Below are 20816 nucleotides of genomic sequence, written 5' to 3' on the forward strand. Positions count from 1 at the left end.
ACGAACACTTTTTGGCAATAAAATTTTCATGATGATCTATTTCAGAACAAAAACCAAAGCACCATCAACAATCCTATCATAAGAAAAATAGAAAAAGATATTCTTTTTTTTATCTTATTGATTAACAAATTGACTTGCCAAGCGTAAAAAAAATGAGTATAACTGGGTTTGTTTGATATAAATTTGTTCATATGCAATCGATACCCATGACACCACGCACTACTGTTTTTCAATCCTCGGCCCATTTTGATTGGACCGCAATCAGACTATTAGCAACAGGAAAAGCCTCTTTTTCCCTGCCCTCAATCGTAACAGTGTCCCTTGTCGTGGATAATGTGGCCCGCCCGGCCATATAACCTTTCCTGACAACTACCGCATTTTTTCCAGAAACCATCTTAAAAGGGGCTTCCAATCCATGCAGCAACAAAAATCGATTTTCATCTATGGTTTTGCCATTTTCGCCATGTTTTTTGGCTCCGGAAATCTGGTCTTTCCCTTGCAGATTGGCTACGCGTCCGGTACAGGCTGGATTTATGGGTTTATAGGTCTGCTGTTGACCGGTATTTGCCTGCCATTGATGGGATTGTTCGTGATCAAGTTACATCAGGGCAACTACCGCTCCTTTTTTAACGAAGCGGGATCGTTCGCAGGCGTGTTTCTACCACTGGTTTTACTTTCCCTGCTCGGCTCGTTTGGTGTCGTTCCCCGTTGTATTACCGTCGCTTACGGCAGCGTCAGTTATTTACTGCCGCAAATTCCTCTGGGGCTATTCAGTCTGCTCTTTTGCATCGTCACCTTTTTCTGCTGCATTAATGATCGGATCATGATCAACGTATTAGGAAAATGGATGAGCCCGATTCTTCTGCTTATCCTGATGGTCTTGATTGGCATGGCCATTTTCAAGGCGCCAGTGACCACCACTGGAATCAAGCCTTACGCCTCCTTATCAAACGGGTTTTTCTCCGGTTATCAAACCATGGACTTATTTGCAGCGTTTTTCTTCTCCGCGCTGATCTTTAATCAAATCCAGCAGCAACTACAAAACGCCAGCCACAAGGACGTTATCCGCTACGCACTCAAACCCAGCCTTTTGGGAGCAGGACTGCTGGCTTTGGTGTATTATGGCTTTGTTTTTCTGGGCGCGCATTACGCGCCCATGCTGCAAGGCGTCAAACCCGAACTGATGCTCCCGGCTATTGCCGTAAATACGTTCGGAAACCAGGCCACCCTGTTAATGGGTCTTGCCATGCTGTTTTCCTGCCTGACAACGGCTGTTGCCTTAAATAACCTCTTCGCGCGTTACCTGCAGTCGTCCCTGAAGATGAGCGAGCGTCAGTTCTATCTTATTCTTGCTGGCACAACGGGCATTTCCTTTATTATCTCCCTGCTCGATTTCAAAGGCATCGGCGCGTTTTTAGCGCCGATATTGCAGATCACCTATCCGGGCATTATCGCCTTGACGATCATGGGATTAATCATGCGAAAACACCGCCGCTTAAAAATGGCAGTGTTTTATCTGATTACATTATTTGTTGCCATCGCCTCGCTGGCGATGACGTCTACCTCAAGTTAAGGCCCATGCAGGGCAATCCCCACCCGGATCCCCTGACAATGTGCACTGGCCATTAACAATATTGTCCCTGCCGTTGATTACATGCTTAATATTTTGTTAATATAAAAAAAATATACTAAGTGTATAAAATATTTATATTGCTTCACTCAGCCAACCTGTTGCAGGTTACAAATTATGAACATCTTCGAGGCATTAAACATTCTGCGAAACGACCTTGCAGAAATTAATAACGGAAAACTTCCTGTCACAACAATGGAAGGGCTGGATGACGCGTCTCAATCCCAACAGAATTTCTTTAATAAGGATTTATTCCCCGCGGACCTTCCGCTTCCCGATGATATGGTCAGCGATGAGGAACGGCAAGATTATTCGAATAAAGTGTTGCAGGCTATCTGGAATATTGCGGCTCATACCTCAAAAGGTTATTGGAAAGCCGTTCTAAATTTCACTGAAATCAAGAAATCATTTATCTACCTGGATAAAAAAACCTGGGTACCCAAAATTATTGATGAACGAACATATTTAGTAGGCAAAGCCCTGCAAACCTTTTTTGAAAATGCTGTAAATGACGAAAATCTGGCCATTATCCCTGTGAAGGACGTGCGAGACGATCTCCGAAAAAACTTGCGGGGTATGGAAAGCGTACTAAACCAGCGAATAACCACCTATGAAATGCACCACGAGAATGTACTGAAAAAAAGTCGTGAGGCGTTGCTGGTGAAAAAAGAAAGGCTTCGCATATGGCATGAAGAACACGGTAAATTTATCGGTAAACTAGACGAACTGGAGCAATTTGTCCAGGAAAACGGCAGGATCATGAATAGCTGGTTTCGTGGCGATGATGTTGCAAGCCTGAAACAACGAGCACGCCTGACCGACACTCTCCGAAAGGAACTGCAAGAGGCAGCAACAACCTTCGCTGAATTTAACAGTCGCTGGCATGAGGAAAATACAGTCCTGGACCTGCCTGATGAAATTCCCGTTTCCAGGTTCATCCTCAACCTGGAGAGTGGAAAGGACGATCCGCTGCAATTATGGCTTGAACTTTTTAATCACGATTGTGATAACCTCCCTTCTGAAAAAATCAGCGGGGCGCTTGAAGATACCTGGCAGGATGGAAACAAAGACACGGCCGATCTTGAGGATAATATCTATCTCATGATACTGAACCAGCACAGTTCATTATTTCCTGCCATCATAGAAGCCACGGACGAATTGGCAACATTTAAGGAAGCATTACAAAAGCACGCCGAAATGCTCCTCGACAAGGAAATGCCCGTTCTCGCCTTTGTCGATTATGAAACAGATGAATACCACATCACTTTATCGGAAGATCCTGATCCGATAGAGCGTCTGGAAGACAATATCCGGATTTATGATAAAAAAATTGAAGTGATGCAACGTCATCAGCAGCAATTGATTCTCTTCAAAAGAACGGTGGATACTGATTTCGAGAGCAATAACCCGCTGCCTTCCTCCGAGAATGAACATTTGAAAGGAAAACGTCATTTCGAGTTTGCCCGTACAGAAACCAGACAAACGGTATTGGAAACGATTTCTCAACGGATAGAGTTAACCCAACGACTCATCGACCGTGCGTCTTTGGAAAAGAACGACCTTGAGGATACGTTGTCAAGATATTCCGCCAGCAAGAGACAGGACATGCGGCAACAAGCCGAAGCTCGTGTGCGCAGAGCCTTTAACAATATGCATGATAAATCCGGAAAAACAGAGGCTCAGGCAAACCATGCGTACACCCAATTCATGCGGATGTATAACCCCGCGGTTAAACGCATCGAAGCGGCAACCATGGGAATCAGTACCCATGGACATTCACTTGACCAACTGGAGAAGAAGGGCAAGGAACGGCGAGAATTTCTGGCAACCGCTTATAAGGCGTTACAGGATTACCGGGATATTATCAATTCTCATCAAGGTCTTTACATACCCGCCGCATTAATCCCCAAAGAGCCATTGAAAGCCTTTCTGGAATGCAACGACGGCATCGGAGAGTTCATTGATGACGTCTATGAAACCGAACGGGAAGCCAGCGGCTGGGGCGGTTTTAACCGGGCTAATTTCAGCAATAAACTCAATCATTACACTTCCATCATTGGCCCTAGCGAATTTGACTGGGATTTGGATACCATTCTTGAGTACGTTGATGAAAAAATCTCGCTGATCGAGTTTGAATTGCAGACGGATATCCGCTTAAGTGACATCCACGGCAAACCGAATGTGGCTTTGCTAAAAAAAGATCACCTCTGGCAGCTACAAATGGAATATCAATCTGTCCAAAAGAAAAAAGACCAGTTTGCGAACCAGTTAGAGCAGGAAGAACCACGCGAGCAATGGGAACGCCAAAAAATGGGACTGGAGCAACGCAAGGCGTGGGCGACACTGCAATATCGACTGGATAAAACCGATCATCAACTGGCCATGATAGCACTTGATTACCTGAGGCTGGATCATAAATTACTAGCCCGCCAGGAAGCACAAGACGAGTTAACAGAGATTGTGGAAAACCTCGCGAGTAAAAATCCCGAGGATGCACTGGCCTTTTACGAAGAGCAAAAAGAACGAATCAATACCCTGCAAGCCCATGCGCTCCTGGCAGCCCGTACTGATTACAGGGACAAAACGGACGAGGAACTGGAAAAAAGTACCGGATGGTCACTCAATAGCCTGCAAAAGGAACTGGAAACGCTGGAAAAGCTGGTAAAAGACGTTAACGAGCCATCAGAGGAACAGCTAGCCAAACAGAAACGATTGCAGAAGGAATACCGCCAGCTTTCCGATAAACAGAAGCACTTGAAGACATCGCGACAGGAGCTGAACTCCTCCGCCAGCAAAACAATCGTGAAACTTGAGAGTATCCTGGAAGAAGCAGGACAATCCATCGCGCGTCAACCATCAGAAGCTGAAAGCCCGGTACTACGACCCGAGTTGGAAATGGAGATTGAGGAGATCGAGCCCATCCATGAACACGCCTCACAAACATTCCAGGAAAAAACGGATGCCATAGCCACCCATTATTTCAGCTATGAAGAAAATTCTTTTAATGACTACTTGCAAAAACGTGCCGCAACGTTCTGGCTGAAAGATTTCTTCAGCCATTTGCTCGCCATGGGTCTGGGTTGTTTGGGTTATAAAACCGATGCCCAGGAAAGGGCGGAATATATTGACGAGCTAAATGACGCTTTCACAGACTATAGGGAGGCTCCGGATGGTATTAAGGCTCTGGAACATGTACGCGGTGAAACAACCAACAAGAAGTACCTGCTGAACCTTATTGACTATGGATTAAGCCATTTTTCATCCAGAACCGAACCCGGAGAAGAGGGTTATGAAGCGTCGCTTGCTAGTAAGCTAACGGCATTTAAGACAGATATGGAAGAAGCAGACAAGCTATTTCCCCGCCCTGAAATGGAGGAAGTGGAAGCGTTCAGTTTTCACTAAACCCGCCATGGATTGGGTTCTCGGCCAATCATAAAGCAAAATAACAGCCAATGGCGTAATGCTCTGGGCGCAAGCGCTCTAATCTGCTAAAATCAGCTACCCTGTTTGACCGTTACTTAAAGAGTGGTAAATGAAATTAAAACATTTTCTTTTTATTGCAGGGATTATGTTATCAGGATACTCCATGGCGGCTAGTGATAAAACAATTTACGGGTACGTTGAAAAAGCCACGCTGGTTGACAAAAACCTGACTTTGTCCGCGAAACTGGACACCGGTGCCAAATCCGCATCGTTAAGCGCCATCAATATTCAGGAAATTGAAAAAGACGGCAAGACTTATCTACGCTTCATCGTTCCCAGCAAAAGCGGCGACGTTGAATTTGTTTCCGAATACGTCGGGCGGGTAAAAATCAAAGTCCGGGCAGGAGAGAGGCCGACCGGCGATTTCAAGGCCAAACCCATTAAACGGCCGGTAGTCATGATGCGGATCCGTATTGGGAGCAAGGAACATATGATTCCGGTTAACCTGACCAACCGCAAGCGTTTTAATTATCCGTTATTGCTTGGCCGTGACGCCATCAAAACCTTTGACGGCTTGATTGATCCCGGTATGGCCTTCACCATAAAAAATCAAACCGTGGAATAACATGAAATCGACTAAAAACCACGTCTATGGCTTGATTATCACCTTGTTCGTCATGGGCATGGGTATTTTTTTCTATCGCCACCTGGTTCTGGACGTACCGTTAACCGACACGGAAACCGTCAACAGCTGGATGATAGAAGCCAATCTGAAATTCACCGCCGATCGCAATACCCCGGTGAAGGCAAGCTTTACCATTCCCTATATGCCCCCTTATTACGCCATTCTGGATGAGTATTTCATCTCTCATAATTATGGCGTCACGACCAATCTGAGCGGATACAACCGCCAGACCGTCTGGTCACTGCGTCGCGCCAGCGGGGCGCAATCGCTCTATTACCGCGCCATTTTCAGGGAAACGGACAGCAACGAATCCTCTTTATCCAAACCACCGGTCGTCAAAGTCCAGCCATTGGAAGAGAACCAGAAATCAGCCGTGGAAGCCATTACCAATCTGGTACGGCAATCGTCGGCCGACATTCAGACCTTTGCCCAGGCAACCATCCGGGAATTGAATAAGAAAGACGGCAACGCCAAACTGCTGGTGGGTTCGGATTACGACGATGATAATATTATCAAAGCGGCGATTACCGTTTTGAATCAGGCGAAAATTTACGCCATGCCGGTCAAGGGCATTACCTTAAGCCAGCAAAGCAAGGCTGATTTCAAATCCTATCTCATCGTTTATAACGACAAGGACTGGATTTACATCAATCCGCGCACAGGCGGTGCCGGGTTTCCCAAAAATTTTCTGGTCTGGCAATATGGTTTCGATCCGGTCTTTGATGTCACCGGTGCGAAAAAACCGGTATTTAATCTGACGGTATCGCCCACCCCCATCAATGCCCTGAGCATTGCCAAGGCACGAGGCTTGCAGGACGACTCCCAATTGTTGCGCTTTTCGTTACTGCAATTACCCGTTCAGGTTCAGGAAACCTATAAAATACTGCTCACCGTGCCTATAGGCGCCTTCATTATTCTATTGCTGAGAAATTTTGTCGGCCTTAAAACCTTTGGCACCTTTATGCCGGTTCTGATTGCGCTGGCCTTTCGTGAAACTCGTGTTATCTGGGGCATCACCCTGTTTACATTCATAGTCTCATTCGGATTACTGGCTCGTTTTTATCTTGACCAGTTGCGTCTTTTACTGGTTCCAAGACTGGCCGCCATCCTGACCGTGGTGATTCTTTTAATGATTTTTATCAGCGTAATGAGTCAGAACCTGGGGCTGGAATTCGGCCTGTCGGTCGCACTATTCCCCATGGTCATTTTAACGATGACCATTGAGCGGATGTGTATCACCTGGGATGAGCGCGGCCCCCGTGAAGCCATTCTGGCGGGAATAGGCAGCCTGGTGGCGGCTGTTATTGCCTTTGGAGCCATGAACTACGCGCCCGCCCAATACCTGTTGTTCGCATTTCCGGAATTGTTACTGGTTCTTCTGGCGCTCATTATCTGGTTCGGACAATACCGCGGGTATCGCCTGTCCGAGCTTGCGCGCTTTAAAAGTCTGACCGGTGATAAATGATGCTCAAGACCTTTCGCCGTCTTAAGGAGCGTGGCATCCTAAGCATCAATCAGCGCAACAGCGATTTTGTTTTACGCTACAATAAACGCAAACTGTATCCCCTGGTTGATGACAAATTAAAAACAAAACAGTTGGCGGAAGCCGCCGGCATTGCCGTACCGAAACTGTATGAAGTCATCGAAAACGAGCATCAGATCAAGCAAATCGATCAAATCCTTCTTCCCTATAAGGATTTTGTCGTGAAACCGGCGCATGGAGCGGGGGGCGACGGGATTCTGGTCTTTACCGATCGAGTCTTTGGCCGATATCGCCAGATTAACGGAAAGTTGCTCACAGGCCAGGAGCTTGGCTATCATCTTTCCTGCCTGCTGGCCGGCGCTTACAGCCTGGGAGGGTATAACGACTATGCCATTATTGAGCATCGCGTCATCGTTGACCCGGTCTTTAGGGAAGTGAGCTATGAAGGGATCCCAGACATTCGGGTCATCACCTTACTGGGCTATCCCGCTATGGCTATGGTGCGGTTACCGACCCGCATGTCCGGCGGCAAAGCCAATCTCCATCAGGGCGCTATCGGCGTGGGAATCAATCTGGCAACCGGTAAAACCCTGGGGGGCGTGTTTCATAATGACATGATTGATTATCATCCGGATACCCTTAATCCCATCGTTGACATCACCGTACCTTACTGGGATAAAATTCTGGAAATCGCCGCCAGTTGTTATGAATTAACCGGCCTGGGTTATCTTGGTGTTGATATTGTTCTGGACAAGGAACAAGGCCCCATGATGCTGGAACTCAATGCCCGACCCGGCCTCAACATTCAAATTGCCAATCGGGAAGGCGGTGTACAACGCTACCGCGAAATAGAAAAACACGCCGCATTGGGAAAAGCCTCCGTAAAAGACAGGGTCGCGTTCAGTAAGGAGCATTTCGCCCGCTAGGTTCTGCGCACTTATCTTTTATCGGCTACAAAAAGGTGTGTGATTTGTCCCTTTTTTGTAGTGTTTCCTGTAGCCCGCCATGAAAGCGAAGCCGAAATGCGGGATAACGCTCATACAGGGACTCACCGGCTGTCCCGACATGAAACAGCAATACGGCAGCAAGCCTCCTTTTTGTTCAACAAGCCCTGGACAACCCATCAAACCACACAAAATTATAATGAAAAACGATATTTAATTATTGCAAAACAATAATTTTTTTCTTATGCTATCCGAAAAACAACAAACGAGGTGTCTATTATCATGAATAAAATACAACGCTTAAGCCGCCTGCTGCACCTGTTTTTTAAATCGCTGTGCTGGCTCATTCCGGCCGTTATGGCCTACCTTATTTTTTTTAACATGGAAGCCATGATCCATTATGGCATGTTTGATAAAATTCTTTCCGCTTCCCGCATACAAGCGACGGACTATTCGATGCTTCAACGGGCTATTCTCTTCCTGATTCAGGCCATTCCGCTTTCTATCACCGTATTTATTTGCCATAAGCTTGCCCGACTCTTCCGTTTGTATGAGCAAGGGTGCTTGTTTGAGGTGGAAAATATCCGAATTATCAGGCAAATCAGCCTGTTTATGATCACGGGAGAGCTTATCCATCTTGTCCTGTATCAACCATTGATAACAGCGGCGCTAAGCTTTAATAATCCGCCGGGACAACGATTTATAAGTATTACGTTCGGAGAAGCAAACGCCAGTACCCTGATGACCGCTATAATTATTCTGCTGGCTTCCTGGATAGTTAAAGAGGCGTATCAATTAAAAGCCGATGCCCAATTAACCATATAAGGAAACGTCTGTGTCTATTATTATTAATCTGGATGTCATGATGGCCAGGCGCAAATGTCGTCTAAAGGATTTGGCGGAGGCGGTAGGGATCACCGAAGCCAATTTGTCTATTCTAAAAAACGGTAAGGCAAAAGCCATTCGATTTGCGACACTTGAAGCAATCTGCCGCTATTTGCAGTGCCAGCCCGGCAATATTATAGAATATCGCGCCGAAGACAGCCCAACAACCTGATTGTGAATCAGGTACCAGGTTCCGTGCCTACGTATCGAGTCACCTTACGGCCTGAGGCCGGGAACGGCAAACCGTTTCCGGTCTTGTAACCGCAGCGCAATCAGCTCCCCGCCCCACAAACAGCCGCCATCAATAGCATGAATACGCGGATCCGGACATTGCCCCTGCAAGGCAGCCCAATGGCCAAACACAACATCGGCGGAAACAGATAATCGCCCGGGAACGGCAAACCAGGGCATTAAGCCGGGTGGCGCCTTGGCGATAGTACCTTTGTAATTCAGGATCAGACGGCCCTGAACATCGCAAAAGCGCATGCGGGTAAAATAATTGGTTATCACTCGCAACCGATCCATTCCGGCTAAATCGTCAGACCACACATCCGGATGATTGCCGTACATATGGGAAAAAAATTCTCGATAGTCTGGCCCGGCTATCGCTTGCTCCAGCTCCCGGGCATGGCGCCTCGCCTGTTTGAGATCCCACATGGGAGCAATCCCGGCATGACACATAACCACGTTCAATGTTTCATCGTAATGAAGTATGGACTGATTTCGTAGCCAATGCCCCAATTCCTCCCCATCTTCGGCTATCAGAATATCATGCAGGGTATCGTCTTCGTTGTTTTTGACCGGCTCACCGAAAAGCGTACTTAATAAATGCAAATCATGATTGCCAAGTGTGATGCGGGGAGGCACGGGAAGGGCTTTGATCAATCGCAAGACCTGCAGTGACTGAGGGCCACGATTCACCAAATCACCGACAAACCACAAGCGATCGCGATGCTCGTTAAACCGGATCTGCTCCAGAAGACGGACAAGCGGCTCATAACATCCCTGTACATCACCGATGGCGTAATCAGACACCGTGCAACGCTCCGGAGCCAGGCCGTAATGCCGCGGCAGCCGCTGGCGCCGTTTGCTGCCATTGTCCGGACGCATTGAGATATTGCATGGATTGGGCAGCCATCTGGGATGTCTGACCGGTAAAATGCTGATTAAATTTAGCCTGATAAATAAATTCCGTTGCAGAAATTTTGCTTGATTTTCCTGTATTCATCTGGTGAAGCCCCACTTCGTCCGGCAAGGCGACGGCATAATCCGCAAAAACAATTCCGCTGTGCATTTGCTGATTACTGCTTTGCTCAAAGCGGGAAATCGCATTGCCATCCGGCCCCACCTTATGCATGCCCAATGACAGGAAACCATTTTGAATCGCTTGCCAGTTTTTGAATTCGGGATGCTCTCTGACGAACAATTTAAAAACATCGGGCGACATCAGCAAACCACCGGGCACCATAAACAATGGCGCCTTGTTAATCATCAACCGTCCGCCCTCCAGCGCTTTGGTCAACCATTGGATAAATTCCATTCCGGTTATCTGCTCCAGATCGCTCAGTGACTCCGGAGTTCCTCCCGCAAACGTGCTGACCCGGCTGTAACGCCCGGTCCGCGCGCCATAGTTTCGCGCCAGCAACTGGTTAAAATATCGCTGAATAGCGATGGCATCGGCTCTGATTAATATCGCACCCAGCGTTCCTGCTGCATAAGGATCCTCATTCAACAACGCCAGCCAGACCGTCAAAACCTGTGGGTTGGAGGCAATCCAGGCAAATCCGGCGGACGGCATTAACCAACGCGCCAGCATCAAATTCAAACGTCGCCGAAACTCAATATCACCTTCCTTCTGAAACTCATACTTATAGTGACTGCCTACTGCGACAAGACTTTCCAGCAAGGGATTCCACTGTTTTAAAAACAGGCCGCTGTTATCAAAGATATCCACACGCAAATCCATGTACAGCTTTCCTATTCCCTGTAGCAGGGCGGCGGAAAATAAGGCGTATTGCCAAAGTTTCTGCTCTTCCGACAACTCATCCTTGCTATCTTCCCGGATAAGAAAACGACGAAACAGACTTAACGCGGCTTCTGTACGATTCAACGCATGATCCAGCAAACCGCCGGGCTGGGAATAGTAACTGTTTGACGTTTCCGGTAAACTCTGACAGTGATTGACCAGATTATGGACTAAAACCCGACACAGACTGTCGTAACGCGTCGTCTCCAGAGAGCACGCGTCTTCAATCCGCTGTAAAAGAACACGTCGCTTTTCATCGTCCAGCAATAATTCCGTAGCGACGATACGAGTCAACTCCTTCAATGGCTTGGCTTGAGATGACTTCCCTTTTTTCCCGTAGCGATGAAACAATGGAACCTCCAGAATTGATACTACATTTATAATTTTACACCATGGGCAAGATAGTCCGCCATACGGACATAATCTCCAACGGATATTTGTTCCGGGCGGGCGCCGGGATCAATGCCCAATTGCCGAAGTTGTTGTGCACTCAGCAGCGTTTTTAAATTATTTGCCAGAGTCTTGCGACGCATGGCAAAAGCCCTGGCTACCAGACACTCCAGCGTAGTGATCGAAACGTCGGGATAAACCGGTGTCTTATGAGGAATTAATCGCAACACGGCGGAATGAACCTTGGGTTGAGGATGAAACGCCTGCGGCGGCACATCGAACAAATGATAAGCCTCGCAGAAATATTGTATCATGATACTGAGCCGACCATAGGTTTTGCTGCCCGGATTTGCGACAATGCGTTCAACCACTTCCTTTTGTAACATGAAATGCATGTCCTGCATGAATGATACGTACCGCAGCAAATGAAACAGCAAAGGCGTTGAAATATTGTAGGGTAAATTACCAATGAGTCGCAACCGCTCCCCCCATTGGGAAAAATCAACCGTTAACGCGTCGGCCCGCACAAGATGCAAGCGTTGTTCCGTATCCGGTAAACCGGCAAGATAGTCCTGCAAATCCGTGTCGATTTCAATGACGGTCAGAGATTTCAGGCGCTGCAACAGAGGGAGAGTCAAAGCGCCCAATCCAGGACCGATTTCAACAAATCGATCGTCGGTTTGCGCGTTTAAAGCGGTGAGTATATTCGCTATAACAGGCTGGCTCTGTAAAAAATTCTGGCCGAAACGCTTACGTGGCTGGTGACGCACAGGATATTACCTCAAATAATCACACTAGGATGTTGACATGTCAACAAGCCCCTATTATAACGAATTTTCATGCCTTCCGGTTAATTAATTTTGACCAATAGATTCCCCGGGCTGTCTATAGACAACCCGTTTTTTCAGAGGAATACTTTTTAAATAGTGACAATCCCTGTAAGCTGATCATTTTAAAATGCCGGCACCAGCAAGGTTCGCCCATGCTAAACCATCTTATCGAATTGCGAAAACGCGCATTAATGGTTATCCTGTTTTTTGCAGGCTTGTTTTTCCTGTTCTTTTTCTACGCCAATCCTTTATTTCAAATTGTCGTGACCCCCCTGATCCAGGCACTTCCCAGCGGCAACACCTTAATAGCCACTCAAATCGCCTCACCTGTCTTAACCCCTGTCAAACTGGCCGCCGATGCGGCCTTGTTAGGTGCCATGCCCTTTGCGCTCATCCAAATATGGCTGTTCGTAGCGCCCGGTTTGTACCGGGATGAACGCCGCATCCTGACAGGCGCCATGATCATGAGCCTGCTTTTGTTTTGCGCCGGTCTGCTCTTTTGCTTTTATGTGGTGTTGCCCTTTATGTTTCAGTTTTTTGCCCGGGCCGTTCCCGCAGGTGTCAAACTCATGCCGGATATAGCCGGAGCCATGGGCTTCATAACCAATATGCTGATCTTGTTTGGATTGTGCTTTCAGGTTCCCTTGCTTTGTATGGCCGCCGTTCGCCTGCACTGGATAGAATTGAGCGTATTAAAGCAAATCAGGCCATATGTCATCGTGGGATCGTTTACGGCAGGGATGTTACTGACCCCGCCCGACGTTTTTTCCCAGATTATGCTCGCAGTTCCCTTATGCCTGCTCTACGAGCTGGGCCTGCTTCTGGCAGCCTGGCAAAGCCGTACCCTGGCCAGGCAAGCTCCCTAGGCTCTGTGAACCAATTTTTTCGCAAAGCGAAAATGTGGATAATTTCGTTTTCTGTAGCCCGTCATGAAGGCGAAGCCGAAATGCGGGATAACCGTTCACCGGGGTACTCGCCTGTTCTCCTGGAGCAATATTGAACATTAAACCCGCAATACGGCCGCAGGCCTCCTTGCGGGCTACCGCTTTTTTGTAAAAACACGCCCTAGATATGGTGGGATAGCCAGATAACAACGTCATTCAACCAACACCACAGCAGTACCATCAAGGCTAGCGCCGTGAGAATGAAATATCTTTCACAGTAACAAGCTAATCCCCGGGTTTTAATCGGGTAGGGCTCCAGCCCCTGTAGCCAGCGATCCAGCGCCAGACAAACCGGCGGATAGAGGAGCAAAATGATTTCATTAAATATCCGTACCTCATTGAAGTTGCCGATCAGGAATAAGCCGAGAAAATAAAAAAACGCAATAAAGCGAATGGGGCGGTACTGCCCGGGGATATAATCACGGAACACAAACCAGAACAAAGGCAAACCGGCAAAACAAAACATAAACAGCAGGAGGTTTTGATCCTCCAGAAGCCATACGAGATTCGCTTCAAAATAGGTATGGCTGCCGCCACGATAGTACCACTCAACAATGGAACCGGGTGCATTTTGCAGCCAGTACAAAATAATCAGTCGCGCAGCGACATAAGCCGTGGCCGCCGACAGCGTCGGCATTAACACCTTAATCCACTGCCGCCAGTAGAGGGCGGGAACCAGTATGACCAGAAGAATACTGCTTTCACGATTCAGGGTGGCCAGAAAAACCAGCGGAACAAAGAGAAACCAGCGTGCTTCAAGGCAAAGTAACCACCCTGCTGCGATAAAAAATAAGGCGGCCGTGTCGTAAGGATAAAAAAATGTCGCCTGTCCGCCCGTGGTAAAACGATAATTCACCACCGTTGCCAAAGGCAGGAGTAACAAAAACAGCCAACTCAGTAATAACGCCTGTTTTTCAGAAAACGATTTCAGGAGAAGGGCACGCAAAGCCAGAAAAAACAAGGTGGTAAACAATAGCTCCAGCACGAAAAAGGTTTCATCGACGGTCAATGGCAAATATCCATGTAAAAAATGGGCGATGGCAGGCACCAGCACGCGCTGTCCATAAGGCATGCGTACCCTGAAATTCATCAACTCCTGCAGAGTGGAATCGGTATAAACGCCGGTGAGTTTGACATGCATGTAGGCGTAGCCCACCAGTAAAACGATACTGATGAAGCGAATCTTATAGCGCAATAATTCTTTATTCACAGGAAATTATGATGATAATTCAAGATTTATTGAGGCTAACCGATACGAGTTATAAAAGGCAAGCCTTGCATAATTATTGGGGAATATGATGATAAAAACAGCAAAATTCAACGTCGGTGAATTCGTCATACATCAACAGCATGGTTATCGCGCCATCATTATTGATGTTGATCCTGTTTTTCAGGCTTCCGGACATTATAATCCCCAGGCATGCAAGCGTCCTTTTGCTTCTCGCAACCCCTGGTACCGGCTGTTAGTCGACAAAAGCAGTCATATTTCTTATGTAGAGGAATGTCATTTGGCCAGGGACATGGATACGCACAACATTGAAAACCCCAATGTTTCTCAGTATCTGATTGAAAAACAAGGGAATTTTCATAGGAACAGCAAATGCCATTAATAAACGTCGTGAGATGATCAGGTGTAGCGAACCATAATAATCAAAAAAGCGACGAAAGCAATCAATATCAAGGCCAGAATGCCCATACTGAAGAAGCTCTTGTTCAGATTAGCCCGGGTAAATAATTCCGGACGGCCTTTCACGACACGATACATATACCAGACAATCAATCCCGCTCCTATAAGCCCAAGGATCTGATAAAGCGTTTCCATTGTTTATTCTCCAGTTAAATCAGGTTTATTCAAAACTGAACGCGTCGGAAAACAGGGAGCTCCGAGGCACGCCATAACGTATTAGAGCGTCACGAGTTGCGTAAACCATATCAAAAGGACCGCCAAGTACCACCTGATAATCAAGCAAACGTTCCTGGTAATCCGCGATAACCAATGCGGCCAGAGTCTCTTTATTATGGCGCGGCAATAATGAAACATACCTGAAGCGGCTCACATGAGCCTGCCATTGCATTACTTTTTCATCCATATACAAATCACTTTGCGACCGGGCTCCCCAGTAAAGGGCAAAATACCTGGTATCTCCGGTTGCAAGTAATTGTTCTATTATGGCCTTGACAGGTGAAAAACCGGTACCGCCGGCAATAAAAAGAATGGGTTTGTTTCTATCTAGCTGATTAATATGGCAATCACCGTAGGGTAGGGACAGCAATACTTCCCCTTGTCGTTTGATCTCGTCGAAAAGAGGTTGATTATAGGGATTAACCGGATCATGACGAATATGCAATTCGTATTTATGGGAACCCAACGGGGCATTGGCGATGGAATAGCTGAAATGTTCCTCACCGGAGTGAATCTTCAGATACTGACCTGCCTGATAATCCACATAAGTTTGCGGAGCAAGAATCAGTTCAATAATACTATCGGTCAATGGCATAATATGCTCTACTTGAGCCTTTGTCCGCACCACACTCATTTCGACAACCCCAGTTTATCCCAATAATCCGCTACTGTTCGCAGCACGTTTTCATCCATTTCAATCGGTTTTCCCCACTCCCGTTGTGTTTCGCCTGGCCATTTACCGGTCGCATCCATGCCCATTTTAGACCCAAGACCCGAAACCGGGGAAGCAAAATCGAGATAATCGATGGGCGTGTTTTCCACCATAACCGTATCCCTTGCAGGATCCATGCGGGTAGTCATTGCCCAGACAACATCCTGCCAGTTACGCGCATCCACATCATCATCGCAGACAATTACAAATTTGGTATACATAAACTGGCGAAGGAAAGACCATACCGCCATCATCACACGTTTTGCATGACCCGGGTATTGCTTTTTGATGGTAACAACCGCCAAACGGTAGGAACAACCCTCCGGCGGCAGATAAAAATCCACAATCTCTGGAAATTGCTTTTGTAACAGGGGGATAAACACTTCATTGAGCGCGACACCTAAAATAGCAGGCTCATCAGGTGGACGGCCGGTATAGGTGCTGTGATAAACAGGATTAGGCCGGTGGGTCAGACGCTCTACGGTCAATACGGGAAAAGACTGCACTTCATTGTAATAGCCCGTATGATCACCAAAAGGGCCTTCGGGCGCTTCCACGCCGGGCTCCAGATAACCTTCCAGAATAATTTCGGCGCTGGCCGGCACATGAAGATCACTGCCCAGACATTGAGTTAATTGCGTACGCTGGCCGCGTAAAAGACCAGCGAACGCGTATTCGGATAAACTGTCGGGAACGGGTGTAACCGCCGCCAGAATGGTTGCCGGATCAGCGCCCAAAGTCACCGCCACCGGAAAGCGCTCACCGGGAAAAGCCTGTTGCCAGGCCTGGAAATCCAAAGCACCGCCACGGTGAGACAACCAGCGCATGATCAATTTGTTTTTACCAATCACCTGCTGACGATAAATACCCATATTTTCACGGGCCTGTTCCGGCCCCCGGGTCGTGACCAACCCCCAGGTAATCAGCGGTGCCGCATCCCCTGGCCAGCAGGTCTGGATGGGCAGGCAACCCAGATCCACTTCATCATATTCCCTGACAATAGTCTGGCAGGGGGCGTTACCGACGTATCTGGGCGCCATATTTAACGCCTGTTTCAATAAGGGCAGCTTATTAAACGCGTCTTTAAATCCCCTGGGCGGTTCCGGCTCTTTCAAGGCGGCCAGTAATTTACCCACTTCCCGCAGAGCGGTAACGCTGTCTTCTCCCATGCCCATGGCAACCCGCTCCACAGTGCCGAATAAATTGGTCAATACCGGCATGGACGCATCTTTGGGGTGGGTAAACAGCAAGGCCGGCCCTCCGGCACGTAAAACCCTGTCGCTCACCACCGTCATCTCGAGACAAGGTGAGACGGGGTAGTCAATACGTTGTAACAAGCCTTGTGATTCCAGCTGCGTCATAAAATCACGCAAATCCGCATATTTCATGCTTACCCATGCCGATATTGATGTGGGAGAATTATGGCATAACCCGCCGGACAGGGATACCTAAACCGCTTATCTCCTTTCCGGTCAATCCCAGGTTGTAGAGTTCGATTGTAACACACGGATTTGGGTGTGTTGCCTACTCATAAGTGGAATAAGACCAGGGATCGTCATAGCAGGTCACTATCTGGGAGGGATTAAATGGCGTGGCCTGCGTCAAAGTCCTGCCATACGCATGATTTTCAATCAAATTCTTGTTGCTTGTTCGAGCCAGTTCCTTGAACGTTACCGTCTGACAATCAACATGGCCTGCCTGTTGCAAAAAACGCGTCACAAATTCCGGATAATGAATTAGCAATTCGTCTGCTGTTTTATCAAACGGGTTATCAGGACCGGCGAATTTATCATAAAAAGAGAGGTACGTCTCGACAAACTCTACGAGCAGACCGCTGGCTTCCTCCGCTTGCCCGGGTTGCTCACGCAATGTTCTCAGCAAGGTCAGATAATCAAGATACAGATTTTCAAACGCTTGTATGGCTTCCTCATTATGTTCGTCGATAGCGACATAAAATGGATTTTTTATGTCGGTGTCACCGATGGTAATACTTTTGACGCTACAGAACAAAACAGCCAGCGCGACATGCTCTGCTTCGCGTTCCATTCTGCCCGGAAGATTATAGTGATGATACGTATAGGTTTTATGCACATCAATCACGTACTGACGAAACAGGACAGGATCCAGAGTAATATAGTTTTTATTACCCCAATCTTTCGCGACTTGTTTATTCGTTGTCAGGGATACCATGTGGGCATCATCGGTAATATTGGTCGTTTTATGCAAGCGGATGTCTTCCATCGTCACCCGTTCTGGCAACCTGTGGCCAAAAAGCCCCAGACATATGGTTGGCAAGGCAAACATAGTAGTTGAGATATCACCAAATCCCCTATACAGTTCGGGGATATCGCAAGAAGAATTCATCATGCCGATGAATTTTACGCCATGAATAGTTTCAGAGCTTTGGTTTGGCGAGAAAAAACAGGTTTTATATTTGGACATGATCACCAGGATTATTGCTGTTAGCGCAAAAACTTTTATTAAAGAGCATATTTTACACAGCTAATGGCCCAGTGTAAATCCCGGGCAGTCACTCATAAAGCTCCGTTTACCAGGCAATGCAGGATTACCAACGTGAAAATACATTCTATGTGCCTATTGTTCCTACTTCCTGTTAGTCTGTTATGGACCTGCCCCGCTTTTTCCAAATCAGACACGGCCGGCTCATCCCAACCGCAATCGCCCGATACTCAGGAAAAAACCATACTCGAAAAACAAATCCGGCAAGAGAAAAAGGCCGCAAGCAGCCCGAACATCATCAGCTTGCATCGACCAAACTACGTGCTGCCCTATTACTATACTGCAAGCCCTTATCAAGCCATTTATCTGAATTCGACACCCAATAATCAATTGATCAACAAGGAGGAATTCAAGGCGCAGCTCAGTTTAAAAATCCCAATCCTTCGTAACCTGATCAAAAAGAAACCCCTGTCTTTGAATTTTGCCTATACCCAGCTCATGTACTGGCAATTCTACGCCAAATCACAGTATTTTCGGGAAACCAATTATGAGCCGGAGCTCTATCTCGAACATGACATAAATTCCCGCCTTCAAACCCGGTTTGGCGTTGATCATCAATCCAACGGCCGCGGGGGCGAACTGGAACGCAGCTGGAACCGTCTTGTTGTGCAATTAAATTTGTCCGGCAACCGCTGGCTTGTGGGCTTACGCGGTTGGGCATTAATCGGTACGGCGGATTCGAGCAAATTACACAATCCCGATATTGCACATTATCTTGGCTATGAAAACCTGCTGTTTGCTCATGAACTGCCGTTTCAATCCAAACTAAGTGTTGAAATACAAAATATCGAAAGCGGTTTGAAGCGCGGTTTTGTTCAAGCCACCCTTTCTTTTCCCATACTGGACACCTTGTCCATTTACGGTCAGTTTTTTAGCGGTTATGGACAAAGCCTCATTGAATACAACCACCGCACGACCAGTGCGGGCATCGGCATAGTGCTAAACGACTGGATCAGCTGACAGGCACCTAAAGGTTTGCCAGCATAACGCTCAAACTTATTTCCCGTGAGTGTTGGGCCAGGGGGCCCAACCTACAGGTTTGGAAGCGAAAAAGGGCGCAGATCCCAGGCTTGTTGACAGATCATTCCTGACGCTTCATGGCCTCAAAAAATTCAGCGTTTGTTTTGTGATTTTTCATGCGCTCAAGCAGAAATTCAATCGCGTCGCACTCATCCATGGATTGGAGAATTTTACGTAAAATCCAGGTGCGATGGAGATCTTCCGGGCTTAGGAGCAGATCTTCGCGACGAGTACCGGAACGATTAATATTAATGGCGGGAAAGACGCGACGCTCGGAAATACTGCGGCTTAAATGAATCTCCATGTTACCGGTTCCTTTAAATTCCTCATAAATAACCTCATCCATTTTGGAACCCGTATCGACCAGAGCGGTAGCGATAATCGTCAAACTGCCGCCTTCCTCAATATTTCTCGCAGCCCCGTAAAGTCTTTTCGGACGCTGCAAGGCGTTGGCATCCACACCCCCTGTCAACACTTTTCCGGAGGAAGGTACCACCGTATTGTACGCACGCGCCAGACGAGTAATGGAATCGAGCAGAATCACCACATCCCGTTTATGTTCAACCAGACGCTTCGCCTTTTCAATCACCATCTCCGCAACCTGGACATGGCGATTAGCCGGCTCGTCAAACGTACTGGCAACCACTTCGCCCTTGACGGAACGTTGCATTTCCGTGACTTCTTCCGGCCGCTCATCAATCAACAACACAATCAGATAACAGTCCGGATAATTTTTTTCGATGGAGTGGGCAAGATTCTGAAGCATCAATGTTTTACCGGCTTTGGGAGGCGAGACAATAAGGCCGCGCTGACCTCGACCAAAGGGGGCACATAAATCGACCACCCGTGCGGTTAAATCTTCCGTACTGCCATTGCCTTGCTCCATAACCAGACGCTTAGAGGCAAAAAGCGGTGTTAAATTCTCGAATAATATTTTACGTTTGGCACTGTCTGGTGAATCAAAATTGATCTGATCCACTTTCAACAGGGCAAAATAACGCTCACTATCCTTTGGCGGACGAATTTTGCCGTACACGGTATCGCCGGTGCGCAAGGCAAAACGTCGAATCTGGCTCGGAGAAACATAAGTGTCGTCAGGCCCGGCCAGGTAGGAATCATCTTCTGAACGTAAAAATCCAAATCCATCGGGCAATACTTCCAGAACACCTCCTCCGTGAATATCCTCTCCTTTACTGGCATGGGTTTTAAGAATAGCAAACAACATATCTTGTTTACGCATACGGGAGGTATTTTCTACCCCCATTTCCTGAGCGATATTGACTAGGTCGGCAATAGGTAATTGCTTAAGTTCTCTAAGATTCATACTTCTCACTTGATGTATTGGTTAAACGAAATGGAATTTCCGGGAAAATTTTATGGGAAGGGCAGCCTGGGAAGCCGCTGCCTAACTATTAGTACCT

At 47.3% G+C, this 20816-nt stretch carries 19 protein-coding genes; 10 read left to right on the top strand and 9 right to left on the bottom strand.

The window, feature by feature from the left end; genetic code table 11:
* Positions 1 to 415 precede the first annotated feature (415 nt).
* The 7 genes from CKW05_RS14915 to CKW05_RS14950 all read left to right on the top strand — a co-directional run bounded on the left by CKW05_RS14915 (position 416) and on the right by CKW05_RS14950 (position 9222).
* Entirely contained in the window at positions 416 to 1573 is a 1158-nt protein-coding gene (locus CKW05_RS14915) for a branched-chain amino acid transport system II carrier protein (RefSeq protein ID WP_058482021.1), read from the top strand.
* Positions 1574 to 1747: 174 nt separating this feature from the next.
* Complete coding sequence (locus CKW05_RS14920; protein ID WP_058482022.1) at positions 1748 to 5032, top strand: AAA family ATPase; 3285 nt, start codon at positions 1748 to 1750, stop codon at positions 5030 to 5032.
* A 130-nt stretch (positions 5033 to 5162) separates the two neighbouring features.
* Entirely contained in the window at positions 5163 to 5678 is a 516-nt protein-coding gene (locus CKW05_RS14925; protein ID WP_058482023.1) for an ATP-dependent zinc protease family protein, read from the top strand.
* A 1-nt stretch (position 5679) separates the two neighbouring features.
* The gene (locus CKW05_RS14930; RefSeq protein ID WP_058482024.1) at positions 5680 to 7203 is read left to right on the top strand and encodes an inactive transglutaminase family protein; all 1524 of its coding nucleotides are present in this window, start codon (positions 5680 to 5682) and stop codon (positions 7201 to 7203) included.
* Positions 7203 to 8147 (top strand): alpha-L-glutamate ligase-like protein, encoded by a 945-nt coding sequence (locus CKW05_RS14935; RefSeq protein ID WP_058482025.1) that lies wholly within the window; start codon positions 7203 to 7205, stop codon positions 8145 to 8147. Before CKW05_RS14930 ends, CKW05_RS14935 begins: the two co-directional genes overlap by 1 nt.
* A 300-nt stretch (positions 8148 to 8447) precedes the next feature.
* Positions 8448 to 8990 carry a DUF2975 domain-containing protein gene (locus CKW05_RS14945; protein ID WP_058482027.1) on the top strand — a complete coding sequence of 181 codons (543 nt, stop codon included), beginning with the start codon at positions 8448 to 8450 and terminating at the stop codon, positions 8988 to 8990.
* A 10-nt stretch (positions 8991 to 9000) separates the two neighbouring features.
* Complete coding sequence (locus CKW05_RS14950; RefSeq protein ID WP_058482028.1) at positions 9001 to 9222, top strand: helix-turn-helix domain-containing protein; 222 nt, start codon at positions 9001 to 9003, stop codon at positions 9220 to 9222.
* A gap of 44 nt (positions 9223 to 9266) precedes the next feature.
* Here the strand turns inward: CKW05_RS14950 and CKW05_RS14955 are convergent, their stop codons facing one another.
* The 3 genes from CKW05_RS14955 to rsmA are packed head-to-tail and all read right to left on the bottom strand — an operon-like array spanning position 9267 to position 12236.
* Positions 9267 to 10085, bottom strand: coding sequence for a symmetrical bis(5'-nucleosyl)-tetraphosphatase (locus tag CKW05_RS14955; RefSeq protein ID WP_058482029.1), 819 nt, complete (start codon positions 10083 to 10085; stop codon positions 9267 to 9269).
* Positions 10078 to 11427 carry a conjugal transfer nickase/helicase domain-containing protein gene (locus CKW05_RS14960; protein ID WP_193392647.1) on the bottom strand — a complete coding sequence of 450 codons (1350 nt, stop codon included), beginning with the start codon at positions 11425 to 11427 and terminating at the stop codon, positions 10078 to 10080. The genes CKW05_RS14955 and CKW05_RS14960 overlap by 8 nt, the downstream gene beginning before the upstream one ends.
* Positions 11428 to 11453: 26 nt before the next feature.
* On the bottom strand, positions 11454 to 12236 hold the full coding sequence (gene rsmA, locus CKW05_RS14965; protein ID WP_058482031.1) for a 16S rRNA (adenine(1518)-N(6)/adenine(1519)-N(6))-dimethyltransferase RsmA: 783 nt from the start codon (positions 12234 to 12236) through the stop codon (positions 11454 to 11456).
* Between the two features lie 212 nt (positions 12237 to 12448).
* Between rsmA and tatC the strand changes: the two genes are divergently transcribed.
* Positions 12449 to 13162, top strand: a complete 714-nt coding sequence (gene tatC, locus CKW05_RS14970) for a twin-arginine translocase subunit TatC (protein WP_058482032.1) — start codon at positions 12449 to 12451, stop codon at positions 13160 to 13162.
* 199 nt (positions 13163 to 13361) lie between these two features.
* Here tatC and CKW05_RS14975 read toward each other — a convergent pair whose 3' ends face one another.
* Positions 13362 to 14450: a hypothetical protein gene (locus tag CKW05_RS14975; protein WP_058482033.1), complete on the bottom strand. Its 1089-nt coding sequence runs from the start codon at positions 14448 to 14450 to the stop codon at positions 13362 to 13364.
* An 88-nt stretch (positions 14451 to 14538) separates the two neighbouring features.
* Between CKW05_RS14975 and hspQ the strand changes: the two genes are divergently transcribed.
* Complete coding sequence (gene hspQ / locus CKW05_RS14980) at positions 14539 to 14850, top strand: heat shock protein HspQ (RefSeq protein WP_058482074.1); 312 nt, start codon at positions 14539 to 14541, stop codon at positions 14848 to 14850.
* A gap of 17 nt (positions 14851 to 14867) precedes the next feature.
* Here the strand turns inward: hspQ and CKW05_RS14985 are convergent, their stop codons facing one another.
* The 4 genes from CKW05_RS14985 to CKW05_RS15000 all read right to left on the bottom strand — a co-directional run bounded on the left by CKW05_RS14985 (position 14868) and on the right by CKW05_RS15000 (position 18297).
* Complete coding sequence (locus CKW05_RS14985) at positions 14868 to 15062, bottom strand: hypothetical protein (RefSeq protein WP_058482034.1); 195 nt, start codon at positions 15060 to 15062, stop codon at positions 14868 to 14870.
* Positions 15063 to 15087: 25 nt separating this feature from the next.
* Complete coding sequence (locus CKW05_RS14990; protein ID WP_058482035.1) at positions 15088 to 15777, bottom strand: ferredoxin reductase domain-containing protein; 690 nt, start codon at positions 15775 to 15777, stop codon at positions 15088 to 15090.
* The gene (gene ubiD, locus CKW05_RS14995; protein ID WP_058482036.1) at positions 15774 to 17243 is read right to left on the bottom strand and encodes a 4-hydroxy-3-polyprenylbenzoate decarboxylase; all 1470 of its coding nucleotides are present in this window, start codon (positions 17241 to 17243) and stop codon (positions 15774 to 15776) included. The genes CKW05_RS14990 and ubiD overlap by 4 nt, the downstream gene beginning before the upstream one ends.
* A 136-nt stretch (positions 17244 to 17379) precedes the next feature.
* A complete protein-coding gene (locus CKW05_RS15000) occupies positions 17380 to 18297 on the bottom strand; it encodes a hypothetical protein (RefSeq protein ID WP_058482037.1) in 918 nt (305 codons plus the stop codon).
* Positions 18298 to 18429: 132 nt separating this feature from the next.
* Here CKW05_RS15000 and CKW05_RS15005 point away from each other — a divergent pair, with 132 nt between their 5' ends.
* On the top strand, positions 18430 to 19335 hold the full coding sequence (locus tag CKW05_RS15005) for a phospholipase A (protein WP_157737730.1): 906 nt from the start codon (positions 18430 to 18432) through the stop codon (positions 19333 to 19335).
* Between the two features lie 121 nt (positions 19336 to 19456).
* Here the strand turns inward: CKW05_RS15005 and rho are convergent, their stop codons facing one another.
* Positions 19457 to 20719: a transcription termination factor Rho gene (gene rho, locus CKW05_RS15010; protein ID WP_058482039.1), complete on the bottom strand. Its 1263-nt coding sequence runs from the start codon at positions 20717 to 20719 to the stop codon at positions 19457 to 19459.
* Between the last annotated feature and the right edge of the window lie 97 nt (positions 20720 to 20816).

Origin of the sequence: Legionella spiritensis, assembly GCF_900186965.1 — a bacterium.
GTDB lineage: Bacteria > Pseudomonadota > Gammaproteobacteria > Legionellales > Legionellaceae > Legionella_C > Legionella_C spiritensis.

Bases quoted from the DNA above. Each gene is read 5' to 3' on its own strand.
- CKW05_RS14990 (WP_058482035.1), bottom strand. From the start codon at position 15,777: ATGAGTGTGGTGCGGACAAAGGCTCAAGTAGAGCATATTATGCCATTG.
- CKW05_RS14945 (WP_058482027.1), top strand. From the start codon at position 8,448: ATGAATAAAATACAACGCTTAAGCCGCCTGCTGCACCTGTTTTTTAAA.
- CKW05_RS14920 (WP_058482022.1), top strand. From the start codon at position 1,748: ATGAACATCTTCGAGGCATTAAACATTCTGCGAAACGACCTTGCAGAA.
- CKW05_RS14915 (WP_058482021.1), top strand. From the start codon at position 416: ATGCAGCAACAAAAATCGATTTTCATCTATGGTTTTGCCATTTTCGCC.
- CKW05_RS14925 (WP_058482023.1), top strand. From the start codon at position 5,163: ATGAAATTAAAACATTTTCTTTTTATTGCAGGGATTATGTTATCAGGA.
- CKW05_RS14935 (WP_058482025.1), top strand. From the start codon at position 7,203: ATGCTCAAGACCTTTCGCCGTCTTAAGGAGCGTGGCATCCTAAGCATC.
- CKW05_RS14930 (WP_058482024.1), top strand. From the start codon at position 5,680: ATGAAATCGACTAAAAACCACGTCTATGGCTTGATTATCACCTTGTTC.
- CKW05_RS15000 (WP_058482037.1), bottom strand. From the start codon at position 18,297: ATGTCCAAATATAAAACCTGTTTTTTCTCGCCAAACCAAAGCTCTGAA.
- rho (WP_058482039.1), bottom strand. From the start codon at position 20,719: ATGAATCTTAGAGAACTTAAGCAATTACCTATTGCCGACCTAGTCAAT.
- CKW05_RS14985 (WP_058482034.1), bottom strand. From the start codon at position 15,062: ATGGAAACGCTTTATCAGATCCTTGGGCTTATAGGAGCGGGATTGATT.
- tatC (WP_058482032.1), top strand. From the start codon at position 12,449: ATGCTAAACCATCTTATCGAATTGCGAAAACGCGCATTAATGGTTATC.
- hspQ (WP_058482074.1), top strand. From the start codon at position 14,539: ATGATAAAAACAGCAAAATTCAACGTCGGTGAATTCGTCATACATCAA.
- ubiD (WP_058482036.1), bottom strand. From the start codon at position 17,243: ATGAAATATGCGGATTTGCGTGATTTTATGACGCAGCTGGAATCACAA.